Annotated in this window: 18 protein-coding genes; 8 read left to right on the top strand and 10 right to left on the bottom strand. The window is 62.5% G+C overall.

The window, feature by feature from the left end; all coding sequences use genetic code 11:
• Positions 1 to 287: 287 nt before the first annotated feature.
• Positions 288 to 2,897 carry a bifunctional aconitate hydratase 2/2-methylisocitrate dehydratase gene (gene acnB / locus L1P09_RS09775; protein ID WP_047149740.1) on the top strand — a complete coding sequence of 870 codons (2,610 nt, stop codon included), beginning with the start codon at positions 288 to 290 and terminating at the stop codon, positions 2,895 to 2,897.
• Between the two features lie 601 nt (positions 2,898 to 3,498).
• On the opposite strand, the gene prpF is transcribed toward acnB, so the two are convergent.
• From prpF to L1P09_RS09750, 5 genes are all read right to left on the bottom strand, one after another.
• Positions 3,499 to 4,689 carry a 2-methylaconitate cis-trans isomerase PrpF gene (gene prpF / locus L1P09_RS09770; RefSeq protein WP_054905369.1) on the bottom strand — a complete coding sequence of 397 codons (1,191 nt, stop codon included), beginning with the start codon at positions 4,687 to 4,689 and terminating at the stop codon, positions 3,499 to 3,501.
• Positions 4,690 to 4,853: 164 nt separating this feature from the next.
• Positions 4,854 to 7,442: a Fe/S-dependent 2-methylisocitrate dehydratase AcnD gene (gene acnD / locus L1P09_RS09765; protein ID WP_154211285.1), complete on the bottom strand. Its 2,589-nt coding sequence runs from the start codon at positions 7,440 to 7,442 to the stop codon at positions 4,854 to 4,856.
• A gap of 124 nt (positions 7,443 to 7,566) precedes the next feature.
• Positions 7,567 to 8,694: a bifunctional 2-methylcitrate synthase/citrate synthase gene (gene prpC, locus L1P09_RS09760; protein ID WP_235768759.1), complete on the bottom strand. Its 1,128-nt coding sequence runs from the start codon at positions 8,692 to 8,694 to the stop codon at positions 7,567 to 7,569.
• A 115-nt stretch (positions 8,695 to 8,809) separates the two neighbouring features.
• Positions 8,810 to 9,700 (bottom strand): methylisocitrate lyase, encoded by an 891-nt coding sequence (prpB, locus tag L1P09_RS09755; protein WP_029884943.1) that lies wholly within the window; start codon positions 9,698 to 9,700, stop codon positions 8,810 to 8,812.
• The gene (locus L1P09_RS09750; RefSeq protein WP_009683857.1) at positions 9,697 to 10,413 is read right to left on the bottom strand and encodes a GntR family transcriptional regulator; all 717 of its coding nucleotides are present in this window, start codon (positions 10,411 to 10,413) and stop codon (positions 9,697 to 9,699) included. The genes prpB and L1P09_RS09750 overlap by 4 nt, the downstream gene beginning before the upstream one ends.
• A gap of 307 nt (positions 10,414 to 10,720) precedes the next feature.
• On the opposite strand from L1P09_RS09750, the gene rloA reads away from it, so the two are divergent.
• The 5 genes from rloA (at position 10,721) to L1P09_RS09725 (ending at position 16,112) form a co-directional block, all read left to right on the top strand.
• Positions 10,721 to 11,257: a retropepsin-like aspartic peptidase RloA gene (gene rloA, locus L1P09_RS09745; protein ID WP_029884944.1), complete on the top strand. Its 537-nt coding sequence runs from the start codon at positions 10,721 to 10,723 to the stop codon at positions 11,255 to 11,257.
• 5 nt (positions 11,258 to 11,262) lie between these two features.
• Entirely contained in the window at positions 11,263 to 12,798 is a 1,536-nt protein-coding gene (gene rloB / locus L1P09_RS09740) for an osmotic stress tolerance membrane protein RloB (RefSeq protein ID WP_029884945.1), read from the top strand.
• Entirely contained in the window at positions 12,798 to 13,778 is a 981-nt protein-coding gene (locus L1P09_RS09735; protein ID WP_009683854.1) for an alpha-L-glutamate ligase-like protein, read from the top strand. Before rloB ends, L1P09_RS09735 begins: the two co-directional genes overlap by 1 nt.
• Before the next feature lie 169 nt (positions 13,779 to 13,947).
• Positions 13,948 to 15,291, top strand: coding sequence for an aminodeoxychorismate synthase component I (pabB, locus tag L1P09_RS09730; protein ID WP_054905366.1), 1,344 nt, complete (start codon positions 13,948 to 13,950; stop codon positions 15,289 to 15,291).
• Between the two features lie 86 nt (positions 15,292 to 15,377).
• Entirely contained in the window at positions 15,378 to 16,112 is a 735-nt protein-coding gene (locus L1P09_RS09725) for a phosphoadenylyl-sulfate reductase (protein WP_009683852.1), read from the top strand.
• Positions 16,113 to 16,164: 52 nt separating this feature from the next.
• On the opposite strand, the gene cysB is transcribed toward L1P09_RS09725, so the two are convergent.
• From cysB to L1P09_RS09710, 3 genes are all read right to left on the bottom strand, one after another.
• Positions 16,165 to 17,139 carry an HTH-type transcriptional regulator CysB gene (gene cysB, locus L1P09_RS09720; protein ID WP_009683851.1) on the bottom strand — a complete coding sequence of 325 codons (975 nt, stop codon included), beginning with the start codon at positions 17,137 to 17,139 and terminating at the stop codon, positions 16,165 to 16,167.
• A 127-nt stretch (positions 17,140 to 17,266) separates the two neighbouring features.
• Complete coding sequence (locus L1P09_RS09715) at positions 17,267 to 17,764, bottom strand: universal stress protein (protein ID WP_009683850.1); 498 nt, start codon at positions 17,762 to 17,764, stop codon at positions 17,267 to 17,269.
• Positions 17,765 to 17,890: 126 nt separating this feature from the next.
• On the bottom strand, positions 17,891 to 18,838 hold the full coding sequence (locus tag L1P09_RS09710; RefSeq protein WP_235768758.1) for a putative 2-dehydropantoate 2-reductase: 948 nt from the start codon (positions 18,836 to 18,838) through the stop codon (positions 17,891 to 17,893).
• A 232-nt stretch (positions 18,839 to 19,070) separates the two neighbouring features.
• Here L1P09_RS09710 and L1P09_RS09705 point away from each other — a divergent pair, with 232 nt between their 5' ends.
• The gene (locus tag L1P09_RS09705) at positions 19,071 to 20,147 is read left to right on the top strand and encodes a 3-deoxy-7-phosphoheptulonate synthase (protein ID WP_009683848.1); all 1,077 of its coding nucleotides are present in this window, start codon (positions 19,071 to 19,073) and stop codon (positions 20,145 to 20,147) included.
• A gap of 49 nt (positions 20,148 to 20,196) precedes the next feature.
• Here L1P09_RS09705 and L1P09_RS09700 read toward each other — a convergent pair whose 3' ends face one another.
• Entirely contained in the window at positions 20,197 to 20,478 is a 282-nt protein-coding gene (locus L1P09_RS09700; protein WP_235768757.1) for a GNAT family N-acetyltransferase, read from the bottom strand.
• Positions 20,479 to 20,986: 508 nt separating this feature from the next.
• On the opposite strand from L1P09_RS09700, the gene oprI reads away from it, so the two are divergent.
• Positions 20,987 to 21,238 carry an outer membrane lipoprotei OprI gene (oprI, locus tag L1P09_RS09695; protein WP_003259780.1) on the top strand — a complete coding sequence of 84 codons (252 nt, stop codon included), beginning with the start codon at positions 20,987 to 20,989 and terminating at the stop codon, positions 21,236 to 21,238.
• 129 nt (positions 21,239 to 21,367) lie between these two features.
• Here the strand turns inward: oprI and L1P09_RS09690 are convergent, their stop codons facing one another.
• Complete coding sequence (locus L1P09_RS09690) at positions 21,368 to 22,345, bottom strand: L,D-transpeptidase family protein (protein ID WP_009683846.1); 978 nt, start codon at positions 22,343 to 22,345, stop codon at positions 21,368 to 21,370.
• Positions 22,346 to 22,358: the final 13 nt, after the last annotated feature.

Here is a 22,358-nt window from a genome sequence, read left to right as displayed (position 1 = left end):
CCGCCTTTTCACAGGCAACAATGTCCGTAGGAAGCTGTTTTCAAAGCGTCACGAGCACAGTTGATCCGGTAGAACGGCGTTGGCCCGGGCCATGCATCCCTCGCATGCCCGCGCCAGCCCTCATCAGCACCCCGTTCTGCAGGCGTAAAACTTTGAAAGCAGCTTCCGTAAGGATTCTTTGCGACCCTGGCCGGGCGGCTCAAAAAGCCGTGGCGGCGCATGGGTGCATTGAATGCTGGATGAGCGTCCCGGACCCCCTTTAGGGACCACTGATGAGGGAAATAACTGTGCTTGAAGCCTACCGCAAACACATCGAAGAGCGCGCCGCCCTGGGCATCGTGCCCCAGCCGCTGAACGCCGAACAAACCGCAGGCCTGGTCGAGCTGCTGAAAAACCCGCCGGCCGGCGAAGAAGCCTTCCTCGTAGAACTGATCACCCACCGTGTACCGCCAGGGGTCGACGAAGCTGCCTATGTCAAGGCTGCTTTCCTCTCTGCCGTCGCCAAGGGCGAAACCCAATCGCCACTGATCGACCGCAAGCACGCCACCGAACTGCTGGGCACCATGCAGGGCGGCTACAACATCGAAACGCTGGTCGCGCTGCTGGATGACGCCGAACTGGGCGCCGTCGCGGCCGAACAGCTCAAGCACACCTTGCTGATGTTCGATGCCTTCCACGATGTGGCCGAAAAAGCCAAGGCTGGCAACGCCAATGCCAAGGCCGTGCTGGAATCCTGGGCTGCCGGCGAGTGGTTCACCTCGCGCCCGGCCATCGCCGACAAGTACACCCTGAGCGTGTTCAAGGTGCCTGGCGAGACCAACACCGACGACCTGTCCCCTGCACCCGATGCCTGGTCGCGCCCTGACATCCCGCTGCACGCCCTGGCCATGCTGAAAATGGCCCGTGACGGCATCGAGCCGCAGCAGCCGGGTTCGGTAGGCCCACTCGCCCAGATCGAAGCGGTCAAGGCCCAAGGCTACCCGGTTGCCTATGTCGGTGACGTGGTCGGTACCGGTTCCTCGCGTAAATCCGCCACCAACTCGGTGCTGTGGTTCTTCGGCGACGACATCCCGTACGTGCCGAACAAGCGCGCCGGTGGTTTCTGCTTCGGCACCAAGATCGCCCCGATCTTCTACAACACCATGGAAGACGCCGGCGCCCTGCCGATCGAGTTCGACTGCACCAACCTGGCCATGGGCGACGTGATCGACGTCTACCCGTTCAAAGGTGAAGTGCGCCGCCATGGCAGCGACGAGCTGGTCACCACCTTCGCCCTGAAAACCGAAGTGCTGCTGGATGAAGTGCGCGCTGGCGGCCGTATCCCGCTGATCGTCGGCCGTGGCCTGACCGAAAAAGCCCGTGCCGAACTGGGCCAAGGCCCATCCGGGCTGTTCAAGAAGCCGGAGCAGCCAGCCGACAGCGGCAAGGGCTTCACCCTGGCGCAGAAAATGGTCGGCCGTGCGTGTGGCCTGCCAGAAGGCCAGGGCGTGCGCCCAGGTGCCTACTGCGAACCGAAGATGACCACCGTCGGCTCCCAGGACACCACCGGCCCGATGACCCGTGACGAGCTGAAAGACCTGGCTTGCCTGGGCTTCTCCGCTGACCTGGTGATGCAGTCGTTCTGCCACACCGCGGCTTATCCGAAGCCGATCGACGTCACCACCCACCACACCCTGCCAGACTTCATCCGCACCCGTGGCGGCGTGTCGCTGCGCCCAGGCGACGGCATCATCCACAGCTGGCTGAACCGCATGCTGATGCCCGACACCGTGGGTACTGGCGGCGACTCGCACACCCGCTTCCCGATCGGCATCTCGTTCCCGGCCGGTTCCGGCCTGGTTGCGTTCGCTGCGGCCACCGGCGTCATGCCGCTGGACATGCCAGAGTCGATCCTGGTGCGCTTCAAGGGCAAGCTGCAGCCTGGCATCACCCTGCGTGACCTGGTCCATGCCATCCCTTACTACGCCATCAAGCAAGGCCTGCTGACCGTCGAGAAAAAAGGCAAGAAAAACGCCTTCTCCGGCCGCATCCTGGAAATCGAAGGCCTGGACGAACTGACTGTCGAACAAGCCTTCGAGCTGTCCGATGCTTCGGCCGAGCGCTCGGCTGCCGGCTGCACCATCAAGCTGCCAGAAAAGGCCATCGCCGAGTACCTGAAGTCCAACATCACCCTGCTGCGTTGGATGATCGGCGAAGGTTACGGCGACGCCCGTACCCTCGAGCGCCGCGCCCAGGCCATGGAAGCCTGGCTGGCCAAGCCTGAGCTGCTGTCGGCCGACGCCGATGCCGAGTACGCCGAAATCATCGAGATCGACCTGGCCGACGTCAAAGAGCCTGTGCTCTGCGCGCCGAACGACCCAGACGACGCGCGCCTGCTGTCCTCGGTTCAGGGCGAGAAAATCGACGAAGTGTTCATCGGTTCGTGCATGACCAACATCGGCCACTTCCGCGCTGCCGGCAAGCTGCTGGAGAAGGTCAAGGGCGGTATTCCGACCCGTCTGTGGCTGGCCCCGCCAACCAAGATGGACGCACACCAGCTGACCGAAGAAGGCTACTACGGCATCTACGGCAAGGCCGGTGCACGCATGGAAATGCCAGGCTGCTCGCTGTGCATGGGTAACCAGGCACGTGTGCAGACCGGTTCGACCGTGGTCTCCACCTCGACCCGTAACTTCCCGAACCGCCTGGGCGACGCCACCAACGTGTACCTGGCGTCGGCCGAGCTGGCTGCCGTGGCTTCGATCATCGGCAAGCTGCCGACCGTCGAAGAGTACATGCAGTACGCCAAAGACATCGACAGCATGGCTGCCGACGTCTACCGCTACCTGAGCTTCGACCAGATCGCCGAGTTCCGCGAAGCGGCTGCCAACGCCAAGATCCCGGTGGTACAGGCGTAAGCTGAGCGGCAAGTTGTAAGCTGCAAGCCACAAGAAGAAGCCCTGGCAGAAATGCCGGGGCTTTTTTGTTCCTCACCCGGCCTAGCGCTGGCAAGCCAGCTCCCTCAGGGATCGCCTTAGGGCTGACAGGTGTTTGCCACAAGGTATGGCAGCGCCTGTTAGAGCGAGCGCCGCCCGCGCGGCGCAATCGCGAGCTGCGCTCGCTCCTACGTTTGTTTCGGGCCAATTCTTCCTGTGGGATTCGCGCGCGAACGCCTTGGTGCATGCCTCAATATCGCGCCGTACAAACCAGGCGGCCGCGCGCGCCTGTCACAGGCGTTACTGGCCCGAAACAAACGTAGGAGCGAGCGCAGCTCGGGATTGCGCCGCGCGGGCGGCGCTCGATCTCACAGGCGCTGAAGATGCTCCGGCTACCCTTGCCAGAAACCATAGAATCTCCCACAGGGTGGCGCACCAGGGTTGTCAGGTGCTCGCCACTGCATCTTCAGCGCGTGTGACATCTTGTGGCAAACACCTGTCAGCCCTGGCGCGCTCCCTGTGGGAGCTGGCCAGCGATAGGGCCGCGCAGCGGCCCCGCTTGAGGCCGAGCGCCAGGCGTGGGTTAGAAGCTGTCGCCAGGCACGCGAACCCAGCCCTCCATCAGCACCCGAGCACTGCGGCTCATGATTGCCTTGGTCACTGTCCACTCGCCGTTTACCTGGCGGGCTTCGGCGCCGACCCGCAGCGTGCCCGAGGGATGGCCGAAACGCACGGCGCTGCGCTCGCCTCCGCCCGCTGCCAGGTTGACCAGCGTACCGGGAATGGCCGTCGCCGTACCGATCGCCACCGCCGCGGTGCCCATCATGGCATGGTGCAGTTTGCCCATCGACAAGGCCCGTACCAACAGGTCGATCTCGCTTGCCATTACCGCCTTGCCACTGGACGCCGTGTAGGTGCTGGGTGGTGCGACGAAGGCCACTTTCGGTGTGTGCTGACGCCCGGCAGCCTGGTCGACATGGTCGATCAGGCCCATACGCACGGCGCCATGGGCACGGATGGCCTCGAAGCGCAGCAGCGCTTGCGGGTCACCGTTGATGGCGTCCTGCAACTCCGTGCCGGTGTAGCCGATATCGGCAGCATTGATGAAAATGGTCGGGATGCCGGCATTGATCAAGGTAGCCTTGAAGGTGCCGACACCCGGCACCTCAAGGTCGTCGACCAAGTTGCCGGTCGGGAACATGGCACCGCCGGCACCGTCCTCGTCCGCAGCCGGGTCAAGGAACTCCAACTGCACTTCCGCTGCCGGGAACGTTACCCCATCCAGCTCGAAGTCTCCGGTTTCCTGCACCATGCCTTCAGTGACCGGCACATGGGCAATGATGGTCTTGCCGATGTTCGCCTGCCAGATACGCACGGTGGCCACGCCGTTGCGTGGAATGCGCGCGGTGTCGACCAGGCCGCTACTGATGGCGAACGACCCGACCGCAGCAGACAGGTTGCCGCAGTTGCCGCTCCAGTCGACAAAGGCCTTGTCGATGCTGACCTGGCCGAACAGGTAATCGACATCATGGCCCGGCTTGATGCTGGGCGACAGGATGACGGTCTTGCTGGTGCTGGAGGTCGCGCCGCCCATGCCGTCGATCTGCTTGCCGTAAGGGTCGGGGCTGCCGATGACCCGCAGCAATAGCGCGTCGCGGGCAGGGCCTGGGACCTGCGCCGGCTCGGGCAGGTCTTGCAGGCGGAAGAACACGCCTTTGCTGGTGCCACCACGGATGTAGGTGGCGGGTATTCTTGTTTGCGGTACGTGAGCCATTGCTTTGCTGTCCTGTCTGATGGGCATGAGACCCTCGGGATTGCTTTGCAGCCCATCGCCGGCAAGCCAGCTCCCACAGGGACCGTGCTGCCATCGAGATTGCGCGACTCCTGTGGGAGCTGGCTCGCCGGCGATGGGCCGCAACGCGGCCCCTGCTCTGGGGGTTAGGCGGTAGCTTCGAGGAAGTCCTGGGCGAAGCGCTGCAGCACCCCGCCCGCTTCGTAGATCGACACTTCCTCGGCCGTGTCCAGGCGGCAGGTCACCGGCACATCGATGCGCTCGCCGCTGGCCCGGGTAATCACCAGGGTCAGCGTAGCGCGCGGCGTACGCGCACCCAGCACGTCATAGGTTTCGCTACCGTCCAGCCCCAAGGTCTTGCGGTCGGTGCCGGGTTTGAACTCCAGCGGCAGCACGCCCATGCCTACCAGGTTGGTGCGGTGAATGCGCTCGAAACCTTCTGCGACAATGGCCTCGACACCGGCCAGGCGCACACCCTTGGCCGCCCAGTCACGCGATGAGCCCTGGCCGTAGTCGGCACCGGCCACGATAATCAGCGGCTGCTTGCGCTGCATGTAAGTCTCGATCGCCTCCCACATGCGGGTCACCCGGCCTTCCGGTTCGATCCGCGCCAGCGAGCCTTGCCTCACGCTGCCGTCTGCGTTGCGCACCATCTCGTTGAACAGCTTGGGGTTGGCAAAGGTCGCGCGCTGGGCGGTCAGGTGGTCACCGCGGTGGGTCGCGTAAGAGTTGAAGTCTTCTTCTGGCAGGCCCATTTTCGCCAGGTACTCGCCCGCAGCACTGTCGAGCATGATCGCGTTGGATGGCGACAGGTGGTCGGTGGTGATGTTGTCCGGCAGCACCGCCAGTGGGCGCATGCCACGCAGGGTACGCTCACCGGCCAAGGCGCCTTCCCAGTAAGGCGGCCGGCGAATATAGGTGCTCATTGGCCGCCACTCATACAACGGTGCCACTTTCGGCCCGCGGTCTTCCTCGATGGCGAACATCGGGATGTACACCTTGCGGAATTGCTCCGGCTTGACCGCCGCACGCACCACGGCGTCGATCTCTTCGTCACTGGGCCAGATGTCCTTGAGGCGGATTTCCTGGCCATCGACCACGCCCAGCACGTCCTTTTCGATGTCGAAGCGAATGGTGCCCGCAATCGCATAGGCGACCACCAAGGGTGGCGAGGCCAGGAAGGCTTGCTTGGCATACGGGTGGATACGCCCGTCGAAGTTGCGGTTGCCCGACAGCACGGCGGTGGCGTACAGGTCACGGTCGATGATTTCCTGCTGGATCACCGGGTCCAGGGCACCAGACATGCCGTTGCAGGTCGTACAGGCGAAGGCGACGATGCCAAAGCCCAGTTGCTCCAGTTCTTTCTCCAGGCCAGCCTCTTCCAGGTACAGCTGCACCGCCTTGGAGCCCGGGGCCAGCGATGACTTGACCCACGGCTTGCGGGTGAGGCCCAGCCTGTTGGCGTTGCGCGCAATCAGGCCTGCGGCGATCACGTTGCGCGGGTTGCTGGTGTTGGTACAGCTGGTGATGGCGGCAATGATCACCGCACCATCAGGCATCTGCCCTGGCACTTGCTGCCAGCTGCCGGCAATGCCTTTGGCCGCCAGCTCGCTGGTGGCCACGCGGGCATGCGGGTTGGACGGGCCGGCCATGTTGCGTACCACGCTCGACAAGTCGAAGCTCAGGGTACGCTCGTATACCGCGCCGGCCAGGCTGTCGGCCCAGAGGCCGGCGACCTTGGCATAGGTTTCCACCCGTTTGACCTGCTGTTCTTCACGGCCGGTCAGGCGCAGGTAATCGATGGTCTGCTGGTCGATGGCGAACATGGCCGCCGTAGCGCCGTACTCCGGGGCCATGTTGGAGATGGTCGCGCGGTCCCCCAGGGTCAGGGCGCGCGCACCTTCACCGTGGAACTCCAGGTAGGCGCCGACCACCTTCTGCTTGCGCAGGAACTCGGTCAGGGCCAGCACCAGGTCGGTGGCGGTGAGGTTCGGCGCCAGCTTGCCGGTCAACTCGACGCCGACGATTTCCGGCAGGCGCATCCACGATGCTCGGCCAAGCATCACGTTTTCCGCTTCCAGGCCACCCACGCCAATGGCGATCACGCCCAAGGCATCGACGTGCGGGGTGTGGCTGTCAGTGCCCACGCAGGTATCCGGGTAGGCGATGCCATGGTCGCAGTGCACCACCGGCGACATCTTCTCCAGGTTGATCTGGTGCATGATGCCGTTACCCGGCTGGATCACGTCGACATTCTTGAACGCTTTCTTGGTCCAGTTGATGAAGTGGAAGCGGTCCTCGTTACGTCGGTCTTCGATGGCGCGGTTCTTGTCGAACGCTTGCGGGTCATAGCCGCCGCACTCGACAGCCAGCGAGTGGTCGACGATCAGTTGTACCGGCACCACCGGGTTGACCTGGGCCGGGTCGCCGCCCTTGTCGGCGATGGCGTCACGCAGGCCGGCGAGGTCGACCAGCGCGGTCTGGCCGAGGATGTCATGGCACACCACGCGCGCCGGGAACCACGGGAAATCGAGGTCGCGCTTGCGCTCGATCAGTTGGCTCAGCGAGGCGTCGAGGGTGGCCGGGTCGCAGCGACGCACCAGGTTTTCGGCGAGAACGCGCGAGGTGTACGGCAGGCCGTCGTAGGCGCCGGGCTTGATCGCCTCGACGGCCGCGCGCGCATCGAAGTAGTCCAGGTCGGTGCCTGGCAGGGGCTTGCGGTATGCAGTATTCATATCGTTATCAGGCTCGGTCACGGTACTCGGTATACAGATCTCGCCAATGGGGGCGCTGCGCAGTCCCTGTGGGAGCGGCCTTGTGCCGCGATTGGGCTGCGCAGCAGCCCTGGCGATCCATGCCTCAGCGCTGCTCGATCGGCACGAACTGGCGCTGCTCGACGCCGACATACTCGGCGCTCGGGCGGATGATGCGGTTGTTGGCGCGCTGCTCGAACACGTGCGCCGCCCAGCCAGTCAGGCGCGAACAGACGAAGATCGGGGTGAACAGCTTGGTCGGAATACCCATGAAGTGGTAAGCCGAGGCATGGTAGAAGTCGGCATTGGGGAACAGGCGTTTCTGCTCCCACATGGTCTTGTCGATGGCTTCGGAAACCGGGTACAGCACCTTGTCGCCCACCTCATCGGCCAATTGCTTCGCCCAGCCCTTGATCACCTCGTTGCGCGGGTCGGACTCTTTGTAGATGGCATGCCCGAAGCCCATGATCTTGTCTTTGCGCTCGAGCATGCGCAGCAGCTCGGCAGTGGCTTCCTGCGGGCTCTGGAAGCGCTCTATCAGCTCCATGGCCGCCTCGTTGGCACCCCCGTGCAGCGGGCCGCGCAGCGTGCCGATGGCTGCGGTAACGCAGGAATACAGGTCGGACAGGGTCGAAGCGCACACCCGGGCCGTGAAGGTCGAGGCGTTGAACTCGTGCTCGGCGTAGAGGATCAGCGACACGTTCATGACCTTGACGTGCAGCTCGCTGGGCTTCTTGCCGTGCAGCAGGTACAGGAAGTGGCCGCCCAGGGTGTCTTCGTCGCTGCTGCAGTCGATGCGCACGCCATGGTGGGTGAAGCGGTACCAGTAGCACATCACCGCCGGGAACAGGGCCAACAGCCGGTCGGTCTTGTCGCGCTGGGCTTCGAAGGTGAGCTCGGGCTCGAGGGTACCGAGCACCGAACAACCGGTGCGCATCACGTCCATGGGGTGGGCGTCGCGAGGAATGCGCTCGAGCACTTCCTTGAGTGCCGGTGGCAGGTCACGCATGCCCTTGAGCTTGTGTTTGTAGTCGGCCAATTCAGCCTGGGAGGGCAGCTCGCCGTACAGCAGCAGGTAGGCGACTTCTTCAAATTCGGCACCGGCGGCCAGGTCACGCACATCGTAACCGCGGTAGGTCAGACCGGCACCGGCCTGGCCCACGGTGGACAGCGCAGTCTGGCCGGCCACCTGGCCGCGCAGGCCTGCGCCACTGAGTACTTTTGCTTCGGCCATGGTGTTTCTCCTTTCTTGAACTTGTTATGGAAATCTGGCTGGCTAATCGGGCTTGCCTGTACCCGCCCTTTCGCGGGCAACCCCGCTGCCATGCGGGGCTGGAGTTGTCACAGGCTCAGCCCTTCTTCTGGGCAAACAACGCGTCGAGGCTCTGCTCGAAGGCGTGGTAGCCAATGGCATCGTAAAGCTCCATGCGCGTCTGCATGGTGTCGATCACGTTCTTCTGCGTGCCGTCGCGGCGCAGCGCGGTGTACACATTCTCGGCTGCCTTGTTCATGGCGCGGAACGCTGACAGCGGGTACAGCACCAGCGAAACATCGACCGCAGCCAGCTCTTCGGTGGTGTACAGCGGAGTGGCGCCAAACTCGGTGATGTTGGCCAGGATGGGTGCCTTCACCCGGTCAGCGAAGGTCTTGTACATCTGCAGCTCGGTGATCGCTTCCGGGAAGATCATGTCGGCACCCGCCTCGATGCACGCTGCGGCACGGTCCAGGGCAGCGTTCAAGCCTTCGACGGCCAAGGCGTCGGTACGCGCCATGATCACGAAGCTGTCGTCGCTACGGGCATCGACGGCTGCCTTGATGCGGTCGACCATTTCCTGCTGGCTGACGATTTCCTTGTTCGGCCGGTGGCCGCAACGCTTGGCCCCGACCTGATCCTCGATATGGATCGCCGCCGCACCGAACTTGCTCATCGAGCGCACGGTGCGCGCCACGTTGAAAGCCGAGGCACCGAAGCCTGTATCGACATCCACCAACAGCGGCAGGTCGCACACATCGGTAATACGGCGCACGTCGGTGAGCACATCGTCCAGGCCAGTGATACCCAGGTCCGGCAGGCCCAGGGAGCCTGCCGCAACACCGCCACCGGACAGGTAGATGGCCTTGAAACCGGCGCGCTTGGCCAGCAAGGCATGGTTGGCATTGATGGCGCCAACCACCTGCAGCGGGTGTTCAGCGGCGACGGCATCGCGAAAACGCTGACCGGGTGTGCTGTTCACAGTCATTTCTCACCTCGTGGGTTATTGTTGTGGGCGTCCAGATAGTGACGCTCGATATTGCGCTTGGACGCACCGATGTGACGGCGCATCAGAAGTTCGGCCAGTTCGCCGTCACGTTCGGCGATGGCATCGAGAATGCGGTGGTGTTCGGCAAAGGCCTGGCGTGGCCGGTTGGGCGTGGCCGAGAACTGGATACGGTACATGCGCACCAGCTGGTACAGCTCGCCACACAGCATCTTGACCAACGTCTGGTTACCGCTGCCCTGGATGATGCGGTAATGGAAGTCGTAGTCGCCCTCCTGCTGGTAGTAACCCAGGCCAGCCTGGAACGCGGCATCCCGCTCATGGGTATCGAGCACCCGGCGCAGCTCGTCGATATCGGCCTGGCTCATGCGTTCGGCGGCCAGGCGGCAGGCCATGCCTTCCAGGGACTCACGAATCTCGTACAGCTCGATCAGTTCGGCATGGTTGAGCGATACCACCCGTGCGCCTACATGGGGCACCCGCACCAGCAGGCGCTGGCCTTCCAGGCGGTGGATGGCCTCGCGCAGCGGCCCGCGGCTGATGCCATAGGTGCGTGCCAGCTCTGGCTCGGAGATCTTGCTGCCAGGGGCAATTTCCCCTTTGACGATGGCCGCCTGAATACGCCGGAAGACGTTTTCCGACAAGGTTTCCGATTCGTCTGCCAGCATCGGGCCAGGGGTGGAAAGGTCTTGCATATTGTCGACACCTTGGGAAATCTACTCGTCAGAAGTTAACCACCGATGCCACTCAAGTCAAAGACAAATTCAATATTGTCGACAATCGTCTAAGAACGAACTTAGGCAAGCCAAGCGCTGTCAGATCGCGCACCGCTGGCGTCAATACGTCGTCGTGATAGAATGCCGCGCCTCCGATGGGGTATGGATAGCCTGTCTGTCATGCAGTCATGCTTGTTGACAGATGAACGAGGAAGCTTGCGCAGTAGTTGCCAGTCACCTTGACCTGAACCTTGCCTAGAACCTTGCACTGCATCGCGCCAGGATTATGAGACTCACACCCGTTTTATTGCTGCTTTGCCTCACCCTGCTGCCGGCCATTGGCCAGGCGGCCGGCAAGACCGTGTACGGTCTCAATGAATACGCACGCCTGGGCGACCTGGACCTGGAAGTGGCGGCCAAACTCGACACCGGCGCCAAAACTGCCTCGCTCAGCGCCCGCGACATCAAGCGCTTCAAGCGCAACGGCGAAAGCTGGGTGCGCTTCTACCTGGCCATCGATGCCGCCCACTCGCACCCGATCGAACGGCCCCTGGCCCGCGTCAGCAAAATCAAGCGCCGAGCGGGCGACTATGATGCTGAATCGGGCAAGGCCTACACCGCCCGCCCGGTCATCGAACTCGAAATCTGCATGGGCCAGGCCTTGCGCACCATCGAAGTCAACCTCACCGACCGCAGCGCCTTCCAGTTCCCGCTGCTGATCGGCTCCGAGGCGCTCAAGCACTTTGACGCGCTGGTCGACCCAAGCCTTAAATACGCGGCCGGCAAACCTGCCTGTGCCACCGACGCTCCCAAAGCAGAGTAATCCCGATGCGCTCTCTTACCCTCCATCTGAAAGTCCTGATCACCGTACTGGTGTTGTTGGGCGTGGCAGTCACGGCTTATCAGATCTTCTTCCTCGGCATCCCGGTGACCGAGGATGAAACCGACGACCTGTGGAACATCGACGCCAAGGTCGAGTTCGTGGCCAGCACCAAGGACCCGGTCAAGGTGCAGATGTTCGTGCCGCCACTGAACCGCGACTACGTCAGCCTCAACGAGAGCTTCATCTCCAACAACTACGGGGTCAGCGTCAACCGTGCCGATGGCAACCGCAAGGTCACCTGGTCGGCCCGTCGCGCCAGCGGCAACCAGACGCTGTACTACCGCCTGGTGCTGACCAAGCGCTACAGCAACGAAAAAACCGCGGTAAAAGGCCCGACCTTCCGTGACAGCCTGGCCATCGACGGCCCCGAAAAAATCGCCGCCGAGGCGCTGATGGCGCCTATCCGCCAGCATTCGGCCGACGTCGAGACGTTCGTCAGCGAAACCATCAAGCGGGTCAACAACCTCAACGATGACAACGTCAAACTGCTGCTGGCCGGCGATACCTCACCGATGAAAAAGGCCCAGGTGATCGACCTGCTGCTGTCGATTGCCCACGTACCGATGGAAAAGGTGCACACCATCCGCCTGGTGGCCGACACCCCGCAAACCCCCGAGCTGTGGCTGCGCAGCTACAACGGCAACGACTGGCTTTACTTCAACCCGGACACGGGCGAACAGGGCCTGCCCAGCGACCGACTGCTGTGGTGGACCGGTGACGACAACCTGATTACCGTCGATGGCGGCAAGAAGGCCAACGTCACGTTCAGCATGAACAACAGTGAAATGAACGCCATTCGCCTGGCCAAGCTGACTGACGAGAACACCGACGCCGACTTCCTCGAATATTCGCTGTACGGCCTGCCCCTGCAAACCCAGCAGACCTTCATGATCATGGTCATGATCCCGATTGGTGTGCTGGTGATCCTGGTGCTGCGCAACCTGATCGGTATCCAGACCCTGGGTACCTTCACCCCGGTGCTGATCGCCCTGGCCTTCCGCGAAACCCAGCTGGGCTTCGGTATCGTGTTGTTCACGGTCATCACGGCATTGGGCCTGTCACTGCGTTCGTACCTGGAGCACCTGAAACTGCAGATGCTGCCGCGCCTGTCCGTGGTGCTGACCTTCGTCGTGGTGCTGATTGCGGCGATCAGCCTGTTCAGCCACAAGCTGGGCCTTGAGCGCGGGCTGTCGGTAGCCCTGTTCCCGATGGTGATCCTGACCATGACCATCGAACGCCTGTCGATCACCTGGGAAGAGCGTGGCGGCGGCCATGCCATGAAAGTGGCCATCGGCACCCTGTTTGCCGCATCACTGGCCCACCTGCTGATGATGGTGCCAGAGCTGGTGTATTTCGTGTTCACCTTCCCGGCCGTGCTGCTGATCCTGGTCGGCTTCATGCTGGCGATGGGCCGTTATCGCGGCTACCGTCTGACCGAGCTGATGCGCTTCAAGGCATTCGTGAAAAAGGCAGACGTGTGATGTTTGGCCTGATCAAGACGTGGAAAGCCCTGGAGGCCCGGGGCATCATGGGCATCAACCGGCGTAACGCAGACTATGTGCTGAAGTACAACAAGCGCAGCCTGTACCCGATTGTCGACGACAAGATCATCACCAAGGAGCGCGCCCTCGCGGCAGGTATCCACGTACCGGAAATGTACGGTGTCATCGAGACCGAGAAGCAGATCGACAAGCTTCACGAGATCATCGGCGGCCGCAACGACTTCGTCATCAAGCCGGCCCAAGGTGCCGGCGGTGACGGCATCCTGGTGATCGCCGACCGCTTCGAGGACCGCTACCGCACCGTTTCCGGCAAGATCATGAGCCACGAGGAAATCGAGCACCAGGTCTCGAGCATCCTCACCGGCCTGTACTCGCTGGGCGGGCACCGTGACCGGGCGCTGATCGAATACCGGGTCACACCCGACCAGATCTTCAAGAGCATCAGCTATGAAGGCGTGCCCGACATCCGCATCATCGTGCTGATGGGCTACCCGGTCATGGCCATGCTGCGCCTGCCCACCCGGCAGTCCGGCGGCAAGGCCAACCTGCACCAGGGCGCCATCGGCGTAGGGGTCGACCTGGCTACCGGCGTGACCCTGCGCGGCACCTGGCTGAACAACATCATCAGCAAGCACCCGGACACCACCAACGCGGTGGACGGCGTGCAACTGCCGAACTGGGACGGCTTCATGAAGCTGGCCGCCGGGTGCTACGAGCTTTGCGGGCTGGGCTATATCGGCGTGGACATGGTCCTGGACCAGGACAAAGGCCCGCTGATTCTGGAGCTCAACGCCCGCCCAGGGCTGAACATCCAGATCGCCAACGACTGCGGGCTGACCCAGCGCACCCATGCCATCGAAGCGCACATCGAAGCACTGGCCAAGGACGGCCTGACGGAGGACGTCGAGCAGCGGGTGAAGGTGTCGCAGGGCTTGTTCGGGCACGTACACCCGGGCTGACATCGCCGAGGCGGCTGCCACAAGGGGCAGGTGCTCCTGTGGCAGCGGCCTTGCGTCGCAGCCAGCCCCAGGCGCCAAACACAGGGTTGAATGTCGCGCCCAGTGCTAGGCGCTGCTCCCGCACAGGTCTACAATCGCCCTCCTCGCTTTTACATCGCCGTCCATACTGATGCCGACCTGTACGCTACACCCCCTGCCCTACCAACCCGACCCAGCCGCCTATTTCGCCCGCCTGCGCCAGGCGCCCGGCGCCATCCTGCTCGACAGCGCCCGCCCTGGTGCCGAGCGCGGGCGCTTCGATCTGCTCAGTGCCTGGCCGCTGCAACAACTGCAAGCCGAACCCGCAGAGGATGGCCGCGCCTTTCTCGCTCGCCTGCGCGAGGGCCTGGCGCGCCTGGGCAGCGCCGATTTGCCCAGCGGCGTAGAACTGCCTTTCGCCGGCGGCCTGATCGGCTACCTGAGCTATGACTTCGGCCGCCGCCTTGAACACCTGCCAAGCAACGCCGTGGATGACCTCGGGGTGCCCGACGCGCAACTGGGCCTGTATGCCTGGGCGCTGGTCAGCGACCACCAGTGCGGCACCAGCCAGCTGGTGTTTCACCCAAGCCTGGCGCAACACGAGCGCGAACGCCTGATCAACCTCTTCGCCGGCAGCGAGCACACGCCCGATGGCGACTTTCAACTGCTCGCCCCCATGGCCGGCGACTTGCAGCCTGCGCAGTACCAGGCCGCCTTCGACCAGGTGCAGCGCTATATCCAAGCCGGTGACTGCTACCAGATCAACCTCACCCAGCGCTTTCGCGCGCCGTGCAAGGGCGACCCGTGGCAGGCCTACAAGGCACTGCGCCAGGCCTGCCCGACGCCCTTTTCGGGCTATCAGCAGTTGGCCGACGGCAGCGCCCTGCTCAGCTTTTCACCCGAGCGCTTCATTCGCGTCAGCCAACGCCAAGTCGAGACCCGCCCGATCAAGGGCACGCGCCCACGCGCCAGCGACCCGGGCGAAGACCGGCGCAATGCCCAGGCGCTGTTGCACAGCCCCAAGGACCGCTCGGAAAACCTGATGATCGTCGACCTGCTGCGCAATGACCTGGGGCGTACCTGCGAGGTGGGCTCGGTGAAGGTGCCGGAGCTGTTCAGCCTGGAGAGCTACCCCAACGTGCACCACCTGGTCAGTAGCATTACCGGCCGCTTGGCCAGCGACAAGGACGCCCTGGACCTGATCGCCGACAGCTTCCCTGGCGGCTCGATTACCGGCGCGCCGAAGATCCGCGCCATGCAGATCATCGACGAGCTGGAGCCCACGCGGCGGGCACTGTACTGCGGCTCCCTGCTGTATGTGGACGTGCGTGGCGAAATGGACAGCTCGATCGCCATTCGCAGCCTGCTGGTCAAGGATGGCCAGGTCAGTTGCTGGGGTGGCGGCGCAGTGGTGGCCGATTCCGAGTGGCAGGCCGAGTACGAAGAGTCGATTGCCAAGGTGCGGGTATTGCTGCAGACACTGCAAGGCCTGTGAGCGCCAGCCCGTCCAGACCTTGTTTTTTTGTTACCATCACCCCCACTACGAGCGCACAGCGCCACAGCCAAGATGGAAACCGCCTGATGAGCCAACCCTTCGACGTCGCCGCCCTGGCCGCGACCTATGCCAACAAATCCCCGCAAGACATCCTCAAGCTTGCCTTCGAGCACTTCGGCGACGACCTGTGGGTTTCCTTCAGCGGCGCCGAGGACGTGGTGCTGGTCGACATGGCCTGGAAGCTTAACAAGCAGGTCAAGGTATTCAGCCTCGACACAGGCCGCCTGCACCCGGAAACGTACCGGTTCATCGACCAGGTGCGCGAGCAGTATGGCCTGCCGATCGAAATCCTCAGCCCGGACCGCGCCCAGCTTGACCCATTCGTCAAGGAAAAGGGCCTGTTCAGTTTCTACAAGGACGGCCATGGCGAGTGCTGCGGCATTCGCAAGATCGAGCCGTTGCGGCGCAAGCTGGCAACCGTCAGCGCCTGGGCCACTGGCCAGCGCCGTGACCAGAGCCCTGGCACTCGCAGCCAGGTGGCAGCGCTGGAAATCGACAGCGCCTTCTCCACGCCCGAGCGCACGCTGTACAAGTTCAATCCGCTGGCGCAGATGAGCAGCGCAGAAGTGTGGGGTTATATCCGCATGCTGGAGCTGCCGTACAACAGCCTGCATGAACGTGGCTTCATCAGCATCGGCTGCGAGCCCTGCACGCGCCCGGTGCTGCCGAACCAGCATGAACGTGAAGGGCGTTGGTGGTGGGAAGAGTCCACCCAGAAGGAGTGCGGGTTGCACGCTGGCAACCTGATCAGCAAGGCTTGAACCCGTAACGCCGCTGTAGAACCGGGGGCGCAAAGCCCCCGGTGTTCGCGTTTCAGTGCACGGGCAGCTCGACCCCTTCGAACAGCGCTTCGAGCTCCTGCTTGTTGTGGCACTGGATTGCCTTGGCCATCACTTCGCGGGTCAGGTGCGGCGCGAACTTCTCGATGAAGTCACACATGAAGCCGCGCAGGAAGGTGCCACGGCGGAAACCGATCTTGGTGATGCTGGCCTCGAACAGCTCGCTGGCATCGAGTGCCACCAGGTCGCTGTCGAGCTTGGCGTCCACTGCCATGCCGGCAACGATGCCCACGCCCAGCCCTAGGCGCACATAGGTCTTGATCACGTCGGCGTCGGCGGCAGTGAACACTACCTTCGGCGTAAGGCCGCGGTGGTTGAAGGCCTCATCCAGCTTGGAGCGCCCGGTGAAACCGAACACATAGGTCACGATCGGGTATTCGGCTACGGCCTCCAACGTCAGCTTGGGCAGCTTGGCCAGTGGGTGACCTTGCGGCACGACCACGCAACGGTTCCACTTGTAGCAAGGCATCATGACCAGGTCGCCGAACAGCTCCAGTGCCTCGGTGGCAATGGCAAAGTCGACCGTGCCGTCTGCGGCCATTTCGGCAATCTGCATCGGCGAGCCCTGGTGCATGTGCAGGGACACTTCCGGGTATTGCTTGATGAAGCTGCTGATCACCGGCGGCAACGCGTAGCGCGCCTGGGTATGGGTGGTGGCGATGGACAGCGTGCCCTTTTTCTCGTTGGAGAACTCTTGGGCGATCTGCTTGATGCTCTCGACCTTGCGCAGGATTTCGCCCGCGGTATTGATGATGCGCTCACCGGCCGGGGTAACGCGGGTCAGGTGTTTGCCACTGCGCGCGAATACTTCAACACCCAACTCGTCTTCCAGCAGGCGGATCTGCTTGCTGATACCCGGCTGGGAGGTATACAGGCTCTGCGCCGTCGCGGAGACATTGAGGTCATGATGCGCCACTTCCCAGATGTAGCGCAGTTGTTGAAGCTTCATAGATTTCCCTCGGTTCAGCGATGAGTCAGCGGCAGCAAGCAGCGACGATATATAACTATATTAGTGGTTCCGGAAATAAATCTAGAACAATTTTGTTACATGCTGAGGATATGCCCTACAGCCGCGCTCACGTTTTCCTACGCCCCAAATGCTGCGCCAACGGCACCATGTAGACCGGGACCGGCGACAGTTGCAGCAGCCGCACCGCCGTGCGGCCGATTGGCACATCCACCCCGGCACCGGCACTGTGGCTACCAAAAATCAGCAGGTCGACACTGAGCCGTTGCGCCTGATCCAGAATGACCTGCGCCGGGTCGCCCTGGCGAACCCGTACGGCCTTGATGACGGCTAGGTCGGCCTCCTCGCCCAGCTCATCGCGAAAGTTCTCCAGCACGCGCTGCTCTATATTGGCCATTACCGTATTCACCCCCTGGCTGTGCAACTGGTCGAGCGTTTGCTCGTCGAGGTAGCTTTGCAGGAGAGATTCAGCGAACTGGCCCATGGGCTCGACCGCATGGATCACGTACAACTCAGCCCCGAATGTCCGCGCCAGCGCCAGCGCATGTTGCATGACAAACGGGGCATAGACACCGAGGTCGGTGGCGTACAGCATGGAGCGGATCATTCGACCTCCTGGACTGCCGCTGCGGCAGATCAAGCTTCAGCTTAGCAGCGCGGCAGAGGCACGCTTCGCCGTCCGGCGCGCTGCACGGGTGAGCTGTATCGGGCTGGGAATACCCCCTCGAAACGCTCAGACCCGGCCTTGGTGCTGGTCGATGAACAACAGCGCCTGGTAGAGCATCTCCATGCGCGCCAAGCGGCAGCCAGCCGCCCGCGCCTGCGCCAGCGGCTCGGCATAAATGGCCTGTAACTCCAATGGGCGCTTGTGTGCATGGTCGTGGTACATGCTGGGCCAGTAATCAGGCATGCGCTCGGTGACCTGGAACAGGTGTTGGGCGTAGCCTTCCGGCAGCATATGGCCGCATGCTGCGGCACCCTGCACAACTTCTGCCATCAGCGCCAGGACCAGTTCACGGCTGGCGGCGTTGCCCATCAATGCAGTGGTGCTGGCACCCAGCAATACCGAGAGCCCGTTGTAAGGCACGTTCCATACCAGTTTCTGCCAGCGCGCCAGCGCCAGGTTCGGCATGGCGTGCGAGTCGATGCCCGCCGCCTGGAACAAGCCTGTGCCCTCACTGACCAGCGCCGTACCACCATCGCTGGCAGGCCCGCTGTGGTACCCCAGGTTCACGGTACCCAAGGCCTGATGCCGGATCACCCCTGGCCCCTGCCGGTTGACACAGATGAAGCACAGCCCGCCCAGCAGGTGCATGTCGCTGCGCAGTGCCGGGCGCAGCTGCTCCTCGACCCCCAGGCCGTTCTGCAACAGCACCACCTTGGCACCCGGTGCGGCAGCCTGCACGATCAACGGGGCCAGGTGGTCGTTGCTGGTCGCCTTGGCCCCGATCAACAACCAGTCACAGGGCGGCATATCGGCGGCCCTGGCATAGGCTTGCACCTTCATGTGCAGCGTGCCGTGCTCGGCACTGTCCAGGCTCAGGCCATGCTCACATACCGCCGGGTACTCGCTACGCAGCAGAAAATGCACATCGAAACCGGCCTTGGCCAGCATCAACCCATAGAAGCCGCCAATGGCGCCACTGCCAATGATGCCAATACGTAGTGCGCGCGAATGCATGCCAATCTCCAGCTAACAGGTAGGCGTTCTTTTTACACCGGTTGGGCAACGCTGGGCAGGCCATTCGCGCTTCAACCCTTGGTACAGGTAAAAACCCCACAATGACTGGGCTCAGCCCATTGTCCCGCCCCTTGTAACGCGCTAAGGTTCGGCTCCCCGTTGCGATTATTCTTGCTGCTGGGCCGCACGGGGATTGTTGGCGGCCGGCACCCGTGACCTGACGAGTAACACGATGGCTGATTTACCGATCGATGACTTGAACGTTGCCTCCAACGAGACCCTGATCACCCCTGATCAGCTCAAGAAGGAAATCCCCCTCAGCGCCAAGGCCCTGCAGACCGTGACTGCCGGCCGTGAAGTGGTGCGCAATATTCTCGACGGCAAGGACCATCGCCTGTTCGTTGTGGTCGGCCCTTGCTCCATCCACGATATCAAGGCCGCTCACGAATATGCCGAGCGCCTGAAAGTACTGGCCGCAGAGGTGTCCGACACCCTGTACCTGGTCATGCGCGTGTACTTTGAAAAGCCGCGCACCACGGTCGGTTGGAAAGGCCTGATCAACGACCCGTACCTGGATGACTCGTTCAAGATCCAGGACGGCCTGCACATCGGCCGCAAGCTGCTGCTGGATTTGGCGGAAATGGGCCTGCCGACCGCGACCGAAGCGCTGGACCCTATCTCCCCGCAATACCTGCAGGACCTGATCAGCTGGTCGGCTATCGGCGCCCGTACCACCGAATCGCAAACCCACCGCGAGATGGCCTCGGGGCTGTCATCGGCGGTAGGTTTCAAGAACGGCACCGATGGCGGCCTGACCGTCGCCATCAACGCCTTGCAGTCGGTGTCCAAGCCACATCGCTTCCTGGGTATCAACCAGGAAGGCGGCGTGTCGATCGTCACCACCAAGGGCAACCCATACGGCCACGTGGTACTGCGCGGCGGTAATGGCAAACCCAACTACGATTCGGTCAGCGTTGCGCTGTGCGAGCAAGACCTTGCCAAGGCCAAGATCAAGGCAAACATCATGGTCGACTGCAGCCACGCCAACTCCAACAAGGACCCGGCCCTGCAACCACTGGTGATGGAGAACGTCGCCAACCAGATTCTCGAAGGCAACCAGTCGATCATCGGCCTGATGGTCGAAAGCCACCTGAACTGGGGCTGCCAGTCGATTCCGAAGAACCTGGAAGACCTGCAATACGGCGTGTCGGTTACCGATGCCTGCATCGACTGGTCGGCAACCGAAAAAACGCTGCGCAGCATGCGTGCCAAGCTCAAAGATGTATTGCCGCAGCGCAAGCGTGGCTGATTGACGCCCTACTGAGCGGGCTCACCATGGCCCGCTCTCATGGCCTGGCTCAGGCCTTGGTGGAGTGCCGCTGCTGGCGCTCCATGTAGCGCTCCACGTATGAGCACGACGGTATCACCGTGTAGCCCATCTGCTCGGCATAAGCCAGTGCCTGCTCGGTCAGCGCGGCAGCGATGCCACGGCCGCGCAGGGCGTTAGGCACGAAGGTGCGATAGATATCCAGCGTTTGCTTGCCCAGGTCCATGTACGTCAGGTAGGCACGATGACCGTCCACGATGGTCTCGAACTGATGACCGGCCTGGTCATGGTGGATGGTCAACGATTCGCTCATCACTACTCCTCGCAGGTCTTTCAGGTAGACCCTTCCCTTAACCGATGGTGGTTTAATCCGGCACAGAATGCTCTACGCCACCTGTTGCCCATACGACCACTGGACGGTTGCAATCGTTCGAGTCTTCTGGCGCTCACAAGATAGTAGGCGCGGCATGCGGATTTACTCAAGGTTTCGACAGTTAAAAAGGGCCTGGCGCTACCCTCTTCACTTAATGCCGTTGCCCCTGCAGCCGCTGGATGCTCTAGGCTTTAAGACGCCGAAAGACCGTACAAGTCACCCTTAGTTCAACAAAAAAGTTCCTGTATTACACTTGCTTGCGGGCACGGCAGGTTGTTGATCACGCCCAGCTCGCGCAGCGTGTCGGGGGCACGTCAAGCAACATTTTTTTTGCAGTTCTTGCGCTCAGTCAGTTTACTTACTACAAGTAATGAGTACTATGTACGCCGGCCAGTTTCTCTTTTCCGAGAGATGGCTATTTAATAGAAAGTCCTTGAAGGGGAACACGATGAACAACGTTCTGAAATTCTCTGCTCTGGCTCTGGCCGCAGTTCTGGCTACCGGTTGCAGCAGCGTCTCCAAAGAAACTGAAGCTCGTCTGACTGCGACTGAAGACGCAGCCGCTCGCGCTCAAGCCCGTGCCGATGAAGCCTACCGTAAGGCTGACGACGCACTGGCAGCCGCTCAGAAGGCTCAGCAGACCGCTGACGAAGCCAACGAGCGCGCTCTGCGTATGCTGGACAAAGCCAGCCGCAAGTAATAATCCTTACGGATTGTTAAGAAGCCGACCCACTTGTGGGTCGGCTTTTTTTTGCCTGCTCGTTGCCGCGCCTTCCAACTGTTACGAAAAGGCCCGCACAAAGGCGGGCCTCCCTGTATCGCCACTGCCTTACTGCAGTTCTGGGGGAATGCTGGAAACCACCGGTGCGCCTGCCTGGTTTTCGACCGGTACGGCAATTTCTACCGGCATGCCATCTTCTGCAGCCACCACATCACGCACCATGTCCCAGTTCATGCGCAGGTTGTTGGCCAGGTCTTCGCGCTTGAGCAAGGCATTGATGACAGCGGTATGCTTGTCGACTACCGACGGATTGCCCTGGTCATCCAGCGGGGTGTGTGCCTCGAGGTACACCTTGCCGCCACTGATACCAAACTTGTAAGGCTCGTTGATGATGCGCACCGGCGTACCCACCGGCACCAGCTTGGAGAGTTCCAACACGTTGTTGTTGAGCATGCGGAAGCAACCGTGGCTGGTGCGCATGCCGATACCGAACTTCTTGTTCGAACCGTGGATCAGGTAGCCGGGCACGCCCAAGGTGAACTTGAACGGCCCCAGTGGGTTGTCCGGGCCTGCCGGCACCACCGCAGGCAGGATATCGCCGTCTGCCGCGTGCTCTTTGCGGATGGATGCGGGCGGGGTCCAGGTCGGGTTCGGCGTCTTGGCGATGATCTTGGTGTTGGCGATCGGCGAACCCCAGCCTTCACGACCGATACCGAGCGGGAAGGTGTACACCACGTTTTGACCTTTCGGGTAGTAGTACAACCGGTACTCGGCCAGGTTGATGACCACGCCTTCGCGCGGTCCCGGTGGCAGGATGTAGCGGGTGGGCAGGATGATCTCGGTGCCGGCGCCCGGCAACCACGGGTCCACACCCGGGTTGGCAGCGATCATTTCCAGGTAGCCGAGGTCGTTGGCGGTGCCGATATCGGCGAAGGTGTCCTCGTACTTGGCCTTGATCACATGCACCTGGCCGACGATGTCTTCACCAGGAGGTGGCAGTGGCAGCTCCAGCGCAGCAGCGGGGCCTGCTACCAGCAGGGCGGCCAGGGACAGGCTACGGGTGACGGCAGGAAAGCGCGGCAACATCCGGTAAATCCTT

It is taken from the genome of Pseudomonas juntendi (assembly GCF_021560075.1).
Lineage (GTDB): Bacteria > Pseudomonadota > Gammaproteobacteria > Pseudomonadales > Pseudomonadaceae > Aquipseudomonas > Aquipseudomonas juntendi.
Note: the sequence above shows the minus strand (reverse complement) of the source record. Positions and strands in the feature narration are given on the sequence as shown.

Coding starts and splice junctions, on each gene's coding strand:
- prpF (WP_054905369.1), bottom strand. CDS start 4,689: ATGGCTCACGTACCGCAAACAAGAATACCCGCCACCTACATCCGTGGT.
- acnD (WP_154211285.1), bottom strand. CDS start 7,442: ATGAATACTGCATACCGCAAGCCCCTGCCAGGCACCGACCTGGACTAC.
- prpC (WP_235768759.1), bottom strand. CDS start 8,694: ATGGCCGAAGCAAAAGTACTCAGTGGCGCAGGCCTGCGCGGCCAGGTG.
- prpB (WP_029884943.1), bottom strand. CDS start 9,700: ATGACTGTGAACAGCACACCCGGTCAGCGTTTTCGCGATGCCGTCGCC.
- L1P09_RS09750 (WP_009683857.1), bottom strand. CDS start 10,413: ATGCAAGACCTTTCCACCCCTGGCCCGATGCTGGCAGACGAATCGGAA.
- rloA (WP_029884944.1), top strand. CDS start 10,721: ATGAGACTCACACCCGTTTTATTGCTGCTTTGCCTCACCCTGCTGCCG.
- rloB (WP_029884945.1), top strand. CDS start 11,263: ATGCGCTCTCTTACCCTCCATCTGAAAGTCCTGATCACCGTACTGGTG.
- L1P09_RS09735 (WP_009683854.1), top strand. CDS start 12,798: ATGTTTGGCCTGATCAAGACGTGGAAAGCCCTGGAGGCCCGGGGCATC.
- pabB (WP_054905366.1), top strand. CDS start 13,948: ATGCCGACCTGTACGCTACACCCCCTGCCCTACCAACCCGACCCAGCC.
- L1P09_RS09725 (WP_009683852.1), top strand. CDS start 15,378: ATGAGCCAACCCTTCGACGTCGCCGCCCTGGCCGCGACCTATGCCAAC.
- cysB (WP_009683851.1), bottom strand. CDS start 17,139: ATGAAGCTTCAACAACTGCGCTACATCTGGGAAGTGGCGCATCATGAC.
- L1P09_RS09715 (WP_009683850.1), bottom strand. CDS start 17,764: ATGATCCGCTCCATGCTGTACGCCACCGACCTCGGTGTCTATGCCCCG.
- L1P09_RS09710 (WP_235768758.1), bottom strand. CDS start 18,838: ATGCATTCGCGCGCACTACGTATTGGCATCATTGGCAGTGGCGCCATT.
- L1P09_RS09705 (WP_009683848.1), top strand. CDS start 19,071: ATGGCTGATTTACCGATCGATGACTTGAACGTTGCCTCCAACGAGACC.
- L1P09_RS09700 (WP_235768757.1), bottom strand. CDS start 20,478: ATGAGCGAATCGTTGACCATCCACCATGACCAGGCCGGTCATCAGTTC.
- oprI (WP_003259780.1), top strand. CDS start 20,987: ATGAACAACGTTCTGAAATTCTCTGCTCTGGCTCTGGCCGCAGTTCTG.
- L1P09_RS09690 (WP_009683846.1), bottom strand. CDS start 22,345: ATGTTGCCGCGCTTTCCTGCCGTCACCCGTAGCCTGTCCCTGGCCGCC.